10 protein-coding genes and 1 pseudogene are annotated in these 15,477 nt (G+C 66.7%); 6 read left to right on the forward strand and 5 right to left on the reverse strand.

All coding sequences use genetic code 11. The features are described from left to right. Positions 1–562: 562 nt before the first annotated feature. From CHU93_RS16795 to CHU93_RS16810, 4 genes are read right to left on the reverse strand one after another with little or no spacing between them, the layout of a single operon-like run. On the reverse strand, positions 563–1,474 hold the full coding sequence (locus CHU93_RS16795) for a class I SAM-dependent methyltransferase (protein WP_094475294.1): 912 nt from the start codon (positions 1,472–1,474) through the stop codon (positions 563–565). Continuing rightward, positions 1,471–2,112 carry an ATP-binding cassette domain-containing protein gene (locus tag CHU93_RS16800; protein WP_165768792.1) on the reverse strand — a complete coding sequence of 214 codons (642 nt, stop codon included), beginning with the start codon at positions 2,110–2,112 and terminating at the stop codon, positions 1,471–1,473. The genes CHU93_RS16795 and CHU93_RS16800 overlap by 4 nt, the downstream gene beginning before the upstream one ends. After that, positions 2,102–3,124, reverse strand: coding sequence for an HlyD family secretion protein (locus CHU93_RS16805; protein WP_094475296.1), 1,023 nt, complete (start codon positions 3,122–3,124; stop codon positions 2,102–2,104). Before CHU93_RS16805 ends, CHU93_RS16800 begins: the two co-directional genes overlap by 11 nt. Then, positions 3,105–4,220: a hypothetical protein gene (locus tag CHU93_RS16810; RefSeq protein ID WP_133064457.1), complete on the reverse strand. Its 1,116-nt coding sequence runs from the start codon at positions 4,218–4,220 to the stop codon at positions 3,105–3,107. Before CHU93_RS16810 ends, CHU93_RS16805 begins: the two co-directional genes overlap by 20 nt. Positions 4,221–4,635: 415 nt before the next feature. On the opposite strand from CHU93_RS16810, the gene CHU93_RS16815 reads away from it, so the two are divergent. Continuing rightward, on the forward strand, positions 4,636–5,361 hold the full coding sequence (locus CHU93_RS16815) for a Crp/Fnr family transcriptional regulator (protein ID WP_165768793.1): 726 nt from the start codon (positions 4,636–4,638) through the stop codon (positions 5,359–5,361). A gap of 112 nt (positions 5,362–5,473) precedes the next feature. Further along, on the forward strand, positions 5,474–9,538 hold the full coding sequence (locus tag CHU93_RS16820) for a Dyp-type peroxidase domain-containing protein (protein ID WP_094475299.1): 4,065 nt from the start codon (positions 5,474–5,476) through the stop codon (positions 9,536–9,538). Here CHU93_RS16820 and CHU93_RS16825 read toward each other — a convergent pair. Next, the gene (locus tag CHU93_RS16825; RefSeq protein WP_094475300.1) at positions 9,498–12,278 is read right to left on the reverse strand and encodes an ATP-binding protein; all 2,781 of its coding nucleotides are present in this window, start codon (positions 12,276–12,278) and stop codon (positions 9,498–9,500) included. The genes CHU93_RS16820 and CHU93_RS16825 overlap by 41 nt on opposite strands. Positions 12,279–12,438: 160 nt before the next feature. On the opposite strand from CHU93_RS16825, the gene CHU93_RS16830 reads away from it, so the two are divergent. The 4 genes and pseudogenes from CHU93_RS16830 to CHU93_RS16845 all read left to right on the forward strand — a co-directional run. After that, positions 12,439–14,121 (forward strand): hypothetical protein, encoded by a 1,683-nt coding sequence (locus CHU93_RS16830; protein WP_094475301.1) that lies wholly within the window; start codon positions 12,439–12,441, stop codon positions 14,119–14,121. A 2-nt stretch (positions 14,122–14,123) separates the two neighbouring features. Then, entirely contained in the window at positions 14,124–14,714 is a 591-nt protein-coding gene (locus CHU93_RS16835; protein WP_094475302.1) for a hypothetical protein, read from the forward strand. Continuing rightward, on the forward strand, positions 14,704–15,258 hold the full coding sequence (locus tag CHU93_RS16840; protein ID WP_133064458.1) for a hypothetical protein: 555 nt from the start codon (positions 14,704–14,706) through the stop codon (positions 15,256–15,258). Before CHU93_RS16835 ends, CHU93_RS16840 begins: the two co-directional genes overlap by 11 nt. A 3-nt stretch (positions 15,259–15,261) precedes the next feature. Beyond that, a pseudogene (locus tag CHU93_RS16845) lies at positions 15,262–15,384 on the forward strand (integrase core domain-containing protein); the annotation flags it as partial. Between the last annotated feature and the right edge of the window lie 93 nt (positions 15,385–15,477).

A 15,477-nucleotide genomic window follows, 5' to 3' on the forward strand; every position in this document is an offset into this window, starting at 1 on the left:
GCTCGCCAACCCGAAATCACCCGGCCGGTGAATAATCCGGGGTAGCACTCGCGCTATCGCTGCAAAACGGTTGCAAAACGAAGCCGGAAATATCCCGAGGGAGAAAAACTAACATGCTGATTAGTAAAGAAGAATTATGGTGCCCGGGGGCGGATTTGAACCACCGACACGGGGATTTNGAGAAGAGATGAAACTACCAGATCGTTCCCAGAACGACTTTTAACTATATATTTCTGAGTCTTATCCAACAATCCGCCATCCAGAACATACTATGAATACCCTGGTAATTCCGGGCCCAGGTCACCTGAAATTCACCTCAAAGAGAATGTTAACTCATAAGTGGACCTCCATAGATCCGTACATAGCAGTCCCCACCTGAAAAACTTGAATTTTCTGCCGCAGAAGGCAACTTTTGGGCCGGTAGCGGAACGGCAGCTTTCGGGGCGGCAATCAAGGATAGCCGCCGCTCGAATCTAAGCCCCGCTGGGTGAAATCATGGGTTCAGGTCAGCTTAGTTCCACCGCAACACGCCGGGAATGGTTGTCCACCCCGCATGCCGCCCTCAGCCGGTGGGTTGCAGTTCGCTCCAAGCGATCTGGCCGGTGGGGTCGGTCCAGGTGGTGGCGCTCAAGCCGGCGGCGCCGGCGAAGCCGGCCAGATCGGCCTCGTCGCGATAGATCAGCTGCCAGTCCATCACCGCTTCCATCCAGCCGTTGCAGGCCAGGTCGGGGCGGAAATTGGCCAGCACGGCACGGCCATCGGGGGCGAGGACACGGGCGATCATGCGGTGCAGCAGCGCCATGGCGCGATCATCGAGATAATCGGTGAGGCCCAGCGTATAGACCAGATCATAGCGCTCGCCGGCAAGCGCCGCGCGGCGCAGGAAGGCGAACACGTTGGCGGCTTCCAGCCGGGCACTGCCATGCGCCGCGCGCGCGCGGGCGAGCGACTGTTCATCCTGATCCACCAACGTGAAACGGCGCAGATCCAGCCCGGCCAGCGCATCGCCTTCGCGAAAATGCCCGCAGGCCAGCACGCACACACGCCCATCGCGGGCGTGGGCCGCGGTCACCAGCGCGCGGGCATGATGGGCACGCTGGCGCACCGCCTCGCTCGCCAATGATGCCGTGGTTACCGCAAACAGCCGGGCGCCGGGCTCTGAGGTGCCGGGAGGCGGCTCACGATCATAGATCAGATCGATCAGCCCGGCATCGCCGGCATAGCCGCGTGGCCGCGTGAAGCTGTGCGCCAGATAGGGATCCTCCAGCAGCGCCTGGTGCAGGCGGTGGCCGCGCAGGGCGGCGATCATCTCCGGCCAACGGTCGCAATCGCTTTGCATGGCATGCAGAAAGCCCGACACGGCGTGCACCACGCCGGCGGCCTCGCCCAGATGCAGCAGATCGACCATCTGGTCGAAGAACCGGCTGTTGATTCTGGTGGTGGTAGCGGGGGTTGGCAGCAGGGTTGCAGTCATTTCATCAGCCTCACTTCATCATGGGCGGCGTCGATCATCACTTGGTCGTGGCTCACCGCGATCACCACGGCCGCGCTGGTTTCGGCATAACGTCGCAGGGCCGCGGCCACGGCGGCGGCATTGGCGCGATCCAGCGCCGCAGTGGGTTCATCGGCCAGCACTACGCGCGGGCGGGCAGCCAGCGCCTGGGCCAGCGCCACACGCTGCTTTTCGCCGCCGGAAAGCTGGCCCGGCCGCTGGCCCAGCTTGCTGGCCAGGCCAAATTGCGCCAGCAGGCGGTGGCCAGCGCCTTGCGCCTCGGGCTGGCGACGCAGCCGTGCCACCAACGCCATGTGATCAGCCACTGTCAGCACGTCGATCAGCCGGCAGGTCTGGAACACCAGCCCCACGCTGGCCCGCCGCCATGCGGCTCGCGCCGGGGCCGAAAGCGCACTGATGGCGGTGGCGCCATCCAGCACGCGGCCGCCATCCGGCTGCACCACTCCGGCCAGCAGCGCCAGGATCGTGGTTTTCCCGGTGCCCGATGGCCCCGTGATGCAGGCAAAACGGCCGGGCTGAAACGCCTGGCTGAAGCCGTTCAGCAAAAGTCGGCGCTGGCCACCTTCGGCCAGGGCATAATCGATGCGATCAAGCTGCATGGCGCTTGTCCGCCGGGCGAAAACCAACATTGACGCGCAGGCCGACGATCGCTGGCGGTGGCGTCCCATCGAGCAGCACCCGCACTTCGCGCACATCACGGTCAAATCGATCGGCCGGATCAAGGCTACGGCTGGTGCGACGGCCAACCAGCAGCGCGCCATCCACCACCCGGCCGCTCCAGCGTCCCGGCGCTTCATCCAGCCAAACATCAGCGCGCATACCGGGGCGGATGGTGGCTGCATCGCGGTCCAGCACCTCGGCGCGCACCATCAGGCGCGACAGATCGGCGATGGCTACCAGCGGACTGCCGCTGCCGGCACCGGAAAATTCGCCGGCATGGCGCAGAATGCGCAGCACGGTGCCGGCAATCGGCGCGCGGATGCGGCAGCGATCGGCCTCGGCAGCGCTCTGCCGGGCCTGGGCGCTGGCGGCGCTGGCGGCGGCTTCGGCCATCGCGATCTCCTGCGGGCGCGCGCCATGTTCGATGGCGGCCAGCGCAGCGGCGGCGCCGTCGCGACGGGCGCGGGCAGCATCGCGGCTGCTGCTGGCCTGTTCGTGGCGGCGCTGGCTGACCCAGCCACCGGCCAGCAGCGCCTCGGTGCGGCGTTGCTGATCGATGCTGTCGGCCAGATCGGCTTCGGCCGCCGCCAGCCGGGCGCGGGCTTCGGCGTGGGCTTCGGCGCGTGGCCCGGCCCGCACCAACTGACGTTCGGCTCCGGCGGCGACGGCACGGGCAGCCGCGGCGCTGGCGGCAGCAGCCCGATCGGCGCAGGCCAGTTCCACTAGCACCGTGCCGGCGGCAACACGCTGGCCTTCGGCCACGGGTACGGCAGCGATGCGCGCATCCAGTTCAGCCGACAGCCAGCGGGTTTCGCTTGATGCGTCCAGCCGCCCCTGCGCGGTGGCAATGTGCGGTGGCGGCGCGGGCGTGGCGGCTTCACCGGCGCTGCACGCAGCCAATAGCAGCGCCGCGCCCAAGCTGGCCATGCGCTCAACTACGGAAGATGGCATCGGCGGGGATCCTCTTCAGATCGGCACGGGCGGATAAGGTGGCGACAGCCAGCGCCAAGCCGCCCAGCCCCAGTGCGAACAGCGCATCAACGGGTTTGAACGCCACCCACGGCAAAAAGGGATGCACAACCGCGGTGATCAATGGCGAGGCCAGTGCGACGGCGATCAGGCTACCCAGCACCAGCACGGCGGCCATCGCCACCAGCAGCGCCAGCACCGTGCCATCGCCGGCGCCATGCCCGATCAGCGACAAGATGTCGGCCTGCCGACGCTGCACAAAACGCGCCACCGCTTTGACCAGCAACAGCAGCATCAGCAGCGCCGCCAGCAGCGCGGCCAGCAGGATGGCTGCACCGGCCCCGGTCTTGGCCTGCCAATATTGTGACGAGCTGGCCTCGAACCCGGCGCCGGTGAAGCCGGCTAGTTCGGGATAATGACGTGCCAGCGCCGCCAGCCGCGCGTCGAGATCGGCTGGCACCCCGCCGGGAAAGCGCACCGCCAGAAAGGCCACCTGGCCTTCGGGCCAGCCCAGCGCCCGCCGGGCCGTGCTATCGGAAACCACCAGATAAGGCGCGCCCAGAAAGGTGGCGAGCGCCCGCGTGGTGGCGGCGCGGTGCAGCAGCAGGCCATTGACCTGCAAGCCACTGTCGCCGCCATCCAGATGCAGCCGGCGCTCGTCGGAAGCGTCCACCATGAACTGGCGCTCGGCAAGGCCGGTGCGGGCCAGGCCCACCACCACTACATTGCCGGCGCTCGCGGCCGGGCCGGCAAGGCCAGCAAAGCCAACCAGCACCGGCTCCACCCGCGCGCCGGGCAGATGCGCGAGCACCGCGCCGGCCCAGGCTTCGGACATTGGCGCGGGGAAATCGAAACATTCGACGCCGGCTGCGGTTATCCACGCATCGGCAGCGATGAAGCGCGGCACGGCGGCCCCGGCAGCGAGGAAACTGGTGAACACGGCAAACTGGAAGGTGGCCACCGTGGCGGCAATGGCGCAGGCGATCAGGCCAAAGCCCAGGCTGCGGCCATCATGGCGCAAGATCGCCGCCACGATCAGCGCCACCGCACTGCCGCGCCACGACAGCGCACGCGGCACAGCGGAAGCCGGGGGGATGGCGGCCGCCACATTCATTCGGCGGCCCCATCGTGGTCACCTGCCGCCCGGCTCACATGGAATCCCCCGAAATCCAGCGCGGCCAAGGCGGCAGGCGCATGCGTTGAGGGGCCGGAAAACGCGGCCGCCGTGGCGGTGCTGCGGGCGGCGGCAGGGTGGGTCATGACCGCACCTGCACCCGCAGGGTAACATCCACACCGGCAAACGCCGGCCGCAGCAGCCCGTTCATCATTTCCCCCTCGCATGGTTGCAAGGCGGCCCGATGCCGATGGCCACACGCCGCCCCAACTGGCCGTTCATCGCGCAATATCAGCTGCCTCGCTGCGGCTTAGCGCACAGCTTGCTTGTGCGGTTTCGCACAATTGGGCATGGTTGCCCGGTCGATTGGGGGCTCCGCGTGACCGACAGTGCCGCTGCCGGCTACATGTCCGGCCTTGATTCCGAATCCGTGCTGCCACCGGATCTGGCCGCCGCCTTTGCCGCCGGTGCGACGCAGATCCACGCGCGCAAGGGCCAATTGCTGATTGTGCAGGGATCGGATGCCGATGAAGTTTATCTGATCAGATCGGGCCGGGTGCGCGTTTCGGTGTATGCCGCCAATGGCCGCGAGACGTTTCTGCGTGACATGGGGCCTGGCCGGCTGCTGGGCGAACTGGCGGCGATCAGCGGCCAGCCGCGTTCGGCCATGGTGGCGGCGATTGAACCCACGGTGCTGGCTTCGATCAAGGCCGAAGCCTTCCGCCAGTTCCTGCACGACGTGCCCGGCGCCGGCTTTTGGCTGGCACAGCAGCTGACAATGCGGGTGCAGCAGCTCACCGAAAAATCGCTGGAGCTGGCCTCCCTGCCGGTGGCGGCACGGCTGGTGAGCGAGCTGCTGCGCCTGACCAGTACCGACGGGGCCAGTGCCGAACCGGCGGTAGACCCGGTTGGCGCTGATGTCTGCACCATCGCGGCCTTCCCCACCCATGCCGAACTGGCCACCCGCATCGGCACCCATCGCGAAGCTGTCACCCGCGAACTGCGCCAGCTGGCGCGCGAGGGCCTGGCGGTGCAGAGCGGGCGGCGGCTGACCATCCCGTCGCGGCTGCGCCTGCGCGCACTGCTCGAACAGCTTTCGCGCTAGGGCGTCACCTTGCCCCTGTGATTTTTCCCACAGCTGCGGTGCCACGCCTTGAGCAGCGCCGGCCTTTCTGTAAGCCTTCGTTCTGGCGGCGCGGTACGGCGGGGGCATCACCATGGCAGGCGATTTCAACAACAAGAATATCGATGGAATCACCGATCTGGTGGTGATGGCACCGATCCGCGAAGGCTTCATTTCGGCGTTTGAAAATGTCACCTTTGCCACAAGGCTGGAGCTGGTGGGCGATGCGCTGAACCGCATGCGGGTGGCGGCGCGTGAGCATGAGCGGATTACGCCCTATTCCGATGTGACCGAACGCATCCTCACCCTGCTCGATTTCCGCATCGGCACGATCGACCAGAATCTGTTCACCCTGCCCGGCAGCAGCGCCAAAGGCGGCGACCCCGCGCTCGAAAGCCGGCGCTATCTGTGCCTTGCCGCCACCTTCGATGGCGCATGGGAACCCTATATGCGGCGCATCTGGGATCCGCTCGGCCCGTTCCTCGATCTGCTGTTCATCAATTGCGAAGGCTATGTGACCGCAGTTGATCACAGTTTTGAGGAATATATCCAATGGGTGCGCGATCATCAGGTGAAAAGCGCGATCTTCTATGCCGCCTCGCCGATCACCGTCCAGGATAGCCTGTATCTGGCACAGATCGAACGGCGGCAGCGCGGAGGCGACAGCGCCGCAGCGCTGGCACGGGCCACCATGCTGCCGCCCGAAACGCTGGCTGCCCTCACCCGCGCTGGCCATCCGGGCAAGGCACTCGAGCTGGGCCTGGAAGCCTTGACCGTGTTCTATCGCTTTGCGGATTACTACCCGCCGCAATGGCTGACCGGCGGCGATGGCAAGGATGGCTTTGTGGAAGGCCATCGCCTGCTGCATGTCGCGCGCGATGTGTTGAAGGGCTGGGATGCGCTGGCCGGCGGGATGGATGCGCTGGTGGCCGCCAATCCCACCGATCCCAAGCAGGCCGCCGCCGCCGCCAACTGGCAGGCCGCCCGGCAGACCTACAAGGAACCGCTGCACTGGTATGAAAGCGGCTCGCGCTATCTGGCCGAACGGCTCAAGGCCCGTGATGCCGCCCGCCGCCCCGATCCCGCACACGATGAAGGCGAAGTGCAGGCCGGCATCCTGAAACCCCCGGGCAGCGCCGCAGCGCCGGTGCGCCAGGGCGCGTTGCTGCTGTTCAGTATCCGCGACGCCGCCGGCGCGCGGGCGTTTCTGGGCCGCATCGGCATCAGCTGGCACGGGGAGGCAACACCGGCCGGGCAGATCATCAGCAACGTCGGCCTTACCGCCGATGGCCTGCGCCGGCTGGGGGCAGATCCTGAACTGGTGAACCGCTTTCCGCGCGAATTTCGCGAAGGCATGGCGGCGCGCAGCGGCCTGCTGGGCGACATGCGCGAAAACCACCCGCGCAACTGGATCCTGCCCGAACGCAATGGCCTTGCCGTGCTGGGCCTGATGGCACCCGATGTGCGGCTGCCACCGGTGGAGCTGAGCGAGGTGGATATCGTGGTGCAGTTGCGCAGCAGCAGCAGTGATCGCGGCGCGCTCATAACCGAAATCAAGAAGCTGGCCGCCACCGATGCCGTGGCCCTGCAGGCGGTGGAGTGGCTGGAGGCGGATTATGATCCCCAGGGCCGCTTCCGCGATCATTTCGGCTTCATCGATGGCATCAGCCAGCCGCGCCCGCGCCCGGCCGGCGCGCAGGGCCCTTCCATCGGCGACGAGGTGCGGCGCGGCGAAATCCTGCTGGGCTACGCCAACGATCGAACCGATGGCGCACCCGGCCCGTTTGCCGGCCCGCGCGACTGGCGCCGGAAACATTGGGCCGATGCCCACGCCCTGCAGAAAGACGGCAGTTTCCTGGTGCTGCGCAAGATCGGCACCGACAATGACGCCTTCAGCCAGTGGATTGAGGCCAGCGTGAAGGCCATCAATGATACATACAATCTTAAAACCCCGATGACCGCGGATCGGCTGAAGGCGCGCATCCTGGGCCGCAGCCCCGATGGCACGCCGCCGCTGCCGGGCGGGCCGGGCGGCAATGGTTTTGATTTCAGTGCCGATCCAGAGGGCACCCAGTGCCCGCTGGCATCACACATCCGCCGCGCCAATCCGCGCCGCAGCGATTTCGGGCGGGGAACGCCGCGCCTGCTGCGCCGGGGCATGCGCTTTAATCAGGGCGACCAGCGCGGGCTGATGTTCATGGCCTATAACGCCAGCATCGCCGAACAATATGAAGTGGTGCAGCGCTGGCTGAACGGCGGCAACAGCACCGGTATCGCTTCAGCCCACAACGATCCGCTCACCGGGGTGCAGCCACGCGATGGCGAGGGCGTGTTCCGCTTTGTTGAAGAACGCCTGCTTGAACCGTGCGAGGTGGGCCGGCCTGACGTCGAAACGCAGGTGGCGATTTCGCTGCCGCTGCCGCCGGTGCTGCCCGGCGAAGGCCCGAACGCGCACAGCGAACCCGGCCGCCATCCGTTTGCGCCGCTGCACTGGGGCCTGTACCTGTTCGTGCCGTCAAGAACTGCGGTGGCCACCATGATGAAGTGGAATGGCCATTATTCGGTCATGGCCGAACCGCTGGAAGCCGCCGTGGGCTTGCCGATCATCCGGCGGCTGCGGCAGCTGGAAGGCAATCCGCAACAGGCCGCCAACGAGCTGAAACGCCTGCTGGAGGATTTCGACGCCAAGGATCCGAGCGAAGCCGATCTCACCCCCAATGTGTGGAGCACGATCCGCTGGCAACTGGGCGGTGCGACACGGTTTGGCAGCGGCGTGGCGCTGATGCCGCCACACTATGACTGGCAGACCGGGCCCCACCGCACCAAACAGGGCGTGATCCTGTGCGCCGGCCGCCGCCAGGTGCGCGCAGTACTGGCCAATTGGGCGGATTTCAGCACCGAAGAACAATTGCGCCGCATCGCTCCCAACAGCGGCCCGATCTTCGTGACGCAGCAACCCGACAACCGCTATTTCAATACTGATCTGGCCGCCCGCAAACTGGATTATGCGCAGGAATCGGAAGCCACCAACGCCATATTGATGGCCTACACGCCGGACATGGGCTTTGCCGCCGGCTATGCCGCCGCCACCGATGTGCTGCAGGCGGCCAAGCGACTGGCCGAAAAGGGAAACCGCAAATCGTTCAAGCTGGAGCTGCGGCGGCAGTTTCTGCTGCCGGCACTGGCGGGCCTGTGCCAGCGCTGGTATGGCCTGCCCGATGGCGAGCACATGGCCGCCAAGGGCTGGACCTGGGAAAAGTTCGTTGCCGGCGCTGCCGCCGATACCCAGGGCCAGCGCGGCATGGCGCATTGCCCCGGGGATTTCCTTTCGCCGTCGCGCAATGCCTTTTATCCGCGCCCGGAACCGGCGGTACAGGCCTTTGCCGCCAACCATGGCACGGCGATCCTGGCGGCGGCCAGCGCGTTTGTGGCCAAGCACCGGGACGCCGGCGGCCCCCCCGTTGGCAGCATTGCCCGCGCGATGTTTGCCGCGATCCGCGATGATGATGAAGTGCTGGCGCGCAATCTGGTGGGCACGATGGTGGGGGCCATCCCGCCCATGGATGGCAATCTGCGCGGCATCCTGTTTGAATGGCTCAACGAAAAATCGCTGTGGCGGCACCAGGCCGCGCTGCACGCCGCGCTGGGCGGCCAGCGCGCCGATACCAAAATCGATGTCGCACTGAAAATATTGCGCCTCCCGATCAGCCAGGCCATGTGCAAGCGCCCCGCGCCCGATCTTCTGTATCGAACCGCCACGCGCAACACGCAGATCGAAGTGGACGAAGGCAGCGGCCTGCCGCCGGTTGAAGTGCAGAAGGGCGATCTGGTGATCGTCAGCCAGGTGGCAGCGGCCCAGCGCTCCTTGCTGCGGCTTCGCGCCGGCGATACCGGCGAAGGCGATGTCTCCATCGTGTTCGGCGGGCGGCGGCGGGCGGCGGCGCAGGGCCATGATCTGGCAAATGGCGTGCCGGTGCCGCCCGCAACGCCCGACGATTACCATCCGGTGCACGCCTGCCCGGCGCAGGACATGGCGATGGGCGCCATCATGGGCATCATGGCGGCACTGCTCGATTCCGGCACCATCCAGGCGCTGCCGGCCTCGCTGATCGTGAAGATCAGCGACTGGCCGCCAGTTCCGCCTCAAGCTGGCGGTTGAGGGCAAGTTCACGCGGCGATTGCCGCGCGTCGGCAGCACGGTTCGCCAGCGCCAGATAATGCGCCGCCGGGTGGCGGCCAAGGCCGGCGGCGGCCAGACTCGCCAGCGCCCGGAAGGCCATGGCTTCGCCCAGCCTGTCCCCCTGCCGCGCCCGCGCCAGGCACAGCGCCGCATAATGGCGCGCGTCGGCCACCCGGTCCTGCCCGGCCATGATCTGTGCCAGCCAGCCATAACATAGCGACACGCGCTGCTGGCTGGTGGCCGATGTGAACCAGGCCGCCGCCCGTTCCAGATCGGCCAACGCCGCCGTTTCCCCGCCTGACCAGCGCGCAAAGGCCACCAGCGCCAGCGACATCATCATATAATAGCGTGATCGCGCCAGGCTGCCCACCGATGCGCCGGCTTCGGCATAGGCAATGGCGGCCGCAAAATCGCCCTGCCAGATCGCCACTGCCGCCTGCTGGGTAACAACCGATCCGCGCAGTGGCGTGTCCCGCCCTGCCAGCAGGGTTTCGGCCCGATCATAATGCACGGCGGAAGCGGCAAACTGCCCCTGATCGGCAAGCAGAAAGCCGCGGCAGGCGTGGGCATAGGCCAGCCCCTCCGACATGTCGGTGGCGCTGGCCGACTCGATATCGGCGATGGCGCGGTTCAGCCAATGTTCGGCCAGCGCCACCTGCCCGTCTGCCAGATAGGCCTGGCCCAGATTGGCCTGCAGCTGCAGTTTCAGCCGGTTATTGCCGGTGGCATCGATGGTGATCAGCGCGCGTTGCAGGCAGGCGATCGATTGGCGGGCGCGACCCAGACCATAATTGATCGTGCCCATCCAGTATTGGCACAGGGTCTGGCCGGTCGGATCGTCGCCACACTGGCGGGCCGCGGTTTCCAGCGTTTCGATCTGATCCGGCGCCGGATCGGGCACACAGGCCAGCCCGAAACGGTGGATTACGCGGTTGAATGGCTTGCGATCACCGCCAGCCGCCGCCAGCGCGCCATAAGCAGTCACGGCGGCGCGATATTGCGCCTGGCCGCGATCCAGCGCCGAAGCGGCCATGGCCCGATCACCGGCCAACAGCGCATAATGGCCGGCGCGTTCGTGGTTGCGTGCGGCGGCGTGATGATAGGCCAGCGCCTCCAGCCATGGATCCTCGCCGCCCTGAGCGCACTGCGCATCCAGTGCCGCCACCACCTGCCGGTGCAGCGCGCGCTGCTGGTTCAGGCCAATGGCGCGGTAGATCGCGTCGCGGGTGAGGCCATGCTTGAACTGCAGCATGTCGCCCTGTGCATACAGGAAATCCTGCGCAGCCAGCGTGGCCAGCACCGGATCATCGCCGGCCACGCCGGTGACCGCTTCGAACAGCCAGGCCGGCACCCGCTGGCCGATCACCGCGGCGACGTTCACCAACTCGCGCTCGCGCTCCCCCAGCCGCGAAAACCGTTCCTGAACCAGCATGTCGAGCCAAGCGTTGCCTTTGTCGGCCGGCAGCACGCCGCGGCGGGCGCGGGCGGCGTGGCACAATTCCTCGATGAACAACGGGCTGCCGCCGGCACGTGCGCACAAGGCCTCGATGGTGAACGGATCGGCCGCTGGCAACATGCCGGCAATCGCACCCCCGGCCTCGGCCGTGCTCAACGCCGGCAGGCTGATGCGGGTCAACGGGCGGGCGTCGGCCAAGGCGGCTTCGGCGTTGCGGCTGGCCAGCAGCAGCAGGCAGCCGCGCGGCGCGGCGGCGCGCACCATGTCCAGCACGGCGCGGCTGCCATCATCGGCCCAATGCCAATCATCGATCATCACGATGGCGGGCAGCGGTTGCTGCCCCAGCCAATCGAGGATGGTGGCGGCCAGCCCGGCGGCATTTTCAGCCACGGCATCGGGCGCGATGGCGGCCGCGATCTGCAGGAACGGCTGCAACGGCGGTGCGCCCAGATAAGCGTCGCAATCGCCGCGCACGATGCGGGCACCGCTGGCCGCTGCCCCCTCCAGAAAGGCCGTGGCCAGCCGCGTCTTGCCGATGCCGCCGGGGCCGATCAGCAACGCGCAGTGCATGGCGCCAGCGGCACATTCGGCCAGCAGCCGATGCACGCTGGCCAGTTGTTCGGCGCGGCCGGTGAACGGTGCCAGCCCGCGCCGTTCGCGCGCACTGAAACGATTGCCGGGCGCCGTGTGGTTCAGGATGCTGAACGCGGCCACCGTGCGATTGCCGCCGATGGCACAAGCACGTTGCGGCCCGGTGCCAAAGAACGCCAGATCGGCCCCCAGCGCTTCGGCACTGGCGATGATCTCGCCGGGCGCAGCGGCATCGCACAAGCGCGCCGCCACGTTGGTAGCATCGCCCAGCACCTCGAACCGCCCGCGCACCAGATCGCCGGGCTGCACCAGCACCGTGCCGGAATGAATGCCGCTGTGCAGGCGGATGGGCCGATCCAGCCCAACTTCAAGCGCCGCGGCGGCGGCATGCAGTTCAAGCGCGGCCATGGCGGCACGGCGGCCGCTGTCGGCATGGGGCTGCGGATGGCCGAACATCGCCAGCAGGCCATCGCCATCGATGCGCAGGATTTCGCCGCCATGCCGGCCGATGATTTGTTCACACTGGCTGCGCAGCTGCTGCAGCAGCGCGGCATAGTCTTCTGGCTCCAGCCCGGCAGCGATGGCAGTGCTGTCGCACAGATCGGAAAAGCACAGGGTAAGATGGCAGCGCACGGCACCTTCGGCCATCACCGCTTCTGCACCCGGCGTCATGCCGCTGCCCTGCCCATGAACCCCACATCCATTGCCACGCACCCCGGCGTGATTGTTGGCCGATTGTGCGAAACATCACAAGCCGGCTGTTGGACTTGTCACAGCATGTTTGCGCGCACGGGATGATCATCACGTTCAACCCTCGCTGTGGAGCAGCCCCATGCCAACCCGCGCCCGCCCCTTCATCGCCCTGCTGCCCACCCTGCTCGCCAGCGCCGCCCTGCTGTCGGGCTGCAGCACCACACGCCTGACTGCCGCGCTTGACGACGGCAGCGGCGCGCCGCTGCCGGGCATCCCCTATCGGCTGCCCACCAAGGCAGTGGTGGTTGATACGACCTGGCTGCTCGACAGCTGCACGATAGCACCGATGAAAGGCAGCTATGATCAGATTACCGTCGGTTTTGCCACCACTGCCACCATCGGCGAGCAGCTGGGCGAAGGCGAACGGCTGGTGCTGGATTACACGAAAATGGCGACCACCTTCAAAACCAGCAAGATCGATGTCAGCTACTGGAAAGTCGGCGAAGGCAAGGCCGCGCGGCAGACGGCGCTGCTGAAAAGCATCAACGCCGAAATCAAGGGCGAGGAACCCGCGGCACTGGAAGCCGGGATCAAGGCGGCCGGCAGCATTGCCAGCCTGGCGCTGGGCCTCCCGGCGATACCCGGGCAAGGTAACGCGCCCAGAAATGCCCAGGGGGAATCACTTCCCGCCCTTGTCTGCAATCCGACGCTGTTTGCGCCAATCGGCGGAGCGGGCGAAGCCGGCCACATAACCCGCCTGAAGCGAGCGCCCGCCCGGCTGAAAGAGATCACACAGGCGGTGGCCGATGCCACACTGCAACTCAGCGCCATCAGGACCCGCACCCTTGGCACACTTTCCGATCGCGACCAGCAGGCGTTCGATTCACTCAACGCGCAGGTCGAAAAACTCGACCGCGAGCGCGACGCCCTGACCAAGGATGCCGCACTGATCACGGCGGCGTTCGGCATCAAACGCAGCGTCACCCACAGCCCCGGCGCACCGGCTGCCGGCAGTATCTCGCCAGTCACACTGGCCCGGATCGCGCCGCCTGCTGAAAAGGTGCTGGCGTTGATCAGCAAAGCCATCTGCAACCCGGCAGTCGTGCCCACGGCCGGCGACTGCGCACCCTATATCGAAGACGCGTTTGAGAAGCAGAAGACCAGCGTTGTCGCCATCGCCACCGATCTCACCGTCGATCTCAACATGCACCCGCCATTGGCGGCGCTGCCAACACTGGCGCGCAATGGCACGGCGGCTCTGAAAGACGCGGCGGCAAAGGGCATCGCTTACCGCGAGCCAGTTGCACTGCGCTTTTCGCTGGACCTCCCGGCCCTGGTCAACGCCGATCCCACGCAGGTGGCGCGCCGCGCGGCCGAAACGCTGGCCGATGCCACGATCGTGGTGCCGCAGCTTGGCACCATCAGCTTTCTGCCGCTGCAGAGCGGCTTTGGCGAAAAGGTCGAACTCAAGGCCGAGTTCGAACCGGATGGCATGCCGATCCGCACTGCCCACGGGAAAATCGAGGCCGGCGGCACGGCGCTGCTGAAAAGCCTGCAATCGGGCGCGGACACGGTGGCTGGCCTTGTCGATGTCAGCAAGGCCAAAGCCGATGCCAAGGCCAAGGAAGCGGCCGGCAGCGAACTGGCAAATCTGAACGCCCGCATCGAATTGCTGACCGCACAGAACAAGATCGCCACGCTGGAAAAGGCCGCCACGCCCGATCCGGCCGCAGCAGACCGCGCGGCCGAACTGGAAATCCTGCGCTTTGACAAGGAAAAGGCGGAGCTGCGGCGGGCCATCGCCAAAGCGACGGCGCCATAACCATGCCGGTATCTGGTACGCTCACCTTTCCGCCCGCCAACAGCGCGGTGGCGGTGGCAGCGCTGCAACAGCAGCGGCTGGCCAGCTTTCCGGCCAATCCGGAATCACAATGTGGCAAGATCAACTGGTGCTGGGCCGCCGTGGCCCAAGCCGTGCTGCACTGTTTCGGTGTTCCCATGACGCAGCGCGAGATCGTGCTGCAGTGCCATCCTGGTAACGAGGACGATGACAAGCCCTTTCCGGCGTTCCAGGCCATGCGCAAGCTGAAGCTTGCATATGAGCGCAACTTTGAGGCGGATATCGCCCGCTTCGTCACCCGTCATTGTGCGGCGCAGCCGGTGCCAATCAACATTCTCTGGGGGAATGGCGCCTCCCACGCCATATGCGCGCTGGGGACCGATATGCTGGCTGGCGAGCCGGCCCTGCTGATCTATGATCCGCAGCCGCCCAGTTGCCCCAGCAATGGCCATGATCTGATCAAGCTGGTGACCGTGGCGGCGCTTGGTGGCAGCTATCTCGAAGCCAGCAGCAAGCAGGCGCGCGGGCGCTGGGTGGATGCCTGCCGGGTGACGGGGATGGTCAGTGCCCCTTAACGCGGTCGTGCACAGCCGGGCGGCGCTGGCCGTGGCGCAGGCCGCCATCCTGGAACAGCTGGCGCAATGGCCGCAGGCGGCGCTGTGCTGTGATGGCCGCGGGCAGCTGGGGATGATCCCGATCTATGCCATGCCGGCGGCGCGGCTGGCGGCCGGGCAGTGGAACAAGGGCTGGCGCAGTGGCTGGCGCTATTACTGGACGCATCCCGATGCACCCGAAGGCATGACGGTGGAAGTGATGCGGGTGGGCAATCGCGGCGCGCGCCTGATCAGCCTGAGCATCGGCCCCGCCGCACTCGTTCTGGCCGCCACGCTGGCGCAGCTGGCTGGCGAATACGCATCCGACAAGCGCCGTTTCCGCCCGCGTATCCTGCGGCTGCCGTGGATCGCGATGGAGGCGATCTGGTTGAACACCGACAGTCTGCGCGTGGTCGATCGCTTCTTGAGCCGGCTCGACGATCGCCAAGGCGACGCCTTCCGCCGCGAAGCCATGGCCCGCGCCCGCGCCTTCCTGCGCTGTTCGAAGCAGCGCGACAAGGAATGAGATTACATTGCGCCGGGCAAGCACGAGCAGAACGGGTTCATTGAGAACTTTAACGTGAGGCCCCGAGAAGAATGCCTGAACGAGGCCATCTTCACTTGCCTGACGCAGGCCAGATCGGTGCTGGCCGTGTGACGCCACGAGCGCAACGGCCACCGCCCGCACTCGGGCATCCAACAAGTGACCTGCTTCCCGTTTCCTGGGCCGTTTTGAGCTGGAATT

It is taken from the genome of Sandarakinorhabdus cyanobacteriorum, from assembly GCF_002251755.1.
In the GTDB taxonomy this organism is placed as follows: domain Bacteria; phylum Pseudomonadota; class Alphaproteobacteria; order Sphingomonadales; family Sphingomonadaceae; genus Sandarakinorhabdus; species Sandarakinorhabdus cyanobacteriorum.

Bases quoted from the DNA above. Each gene is read 5' to 3' on its own strand.
- CHU93_RS16795 (WP_094475294.1), bottom strand. From the start codon at position 1,474: ATGACTGCAACCCTGCTGCCAACCCCCGCTACCACCACCAGAATCAAC.
- CHU93_RS16800 (WP_165768792.1), bottom strand. From the start codon at position 2,112: ATGCAGCTTGATCGCATCGATTATGCCCTGGCCGAAGGTGGCCAGCGC.
- CHU93_RS16805 (WP_094475296.1), bottom strand. From the start codon at position 3,124: ATGCCATCTTCCGTAGTTGAGCGCATGGCCAGCTTGGGCGCGGCGCTG.
- CHU93_RS16820 (WP_094475299.1), top strand. From the start codon at position 5,474: ATGGCAGGCGATTTCAACAACAAGAATATCGATGGAATCACCGATCTG.
- CHU93_RS16825 (WP_094475300.1), bottom strand. From the start codon at position 12,278: ATGACGCCGGGTGCAGAAGCGGTGATGGCCGAAGGTGCCGTGCGCTGC.
- CHU93_RS16830 (WP_094475301.1), top strand. From the start codon at position 12,439: ATGCCAACCCGCGCCCGCCCCTTCATCGCCCTGCTGCCCACCCTGCTC.
- CHU93_RS16835 (WP_094475302.1), top strand. From the start codon at position 14,124: ATGCCGGTATCTGGTACGCTCACCTTTCCGCCCGCCAACAGCGCGGTG.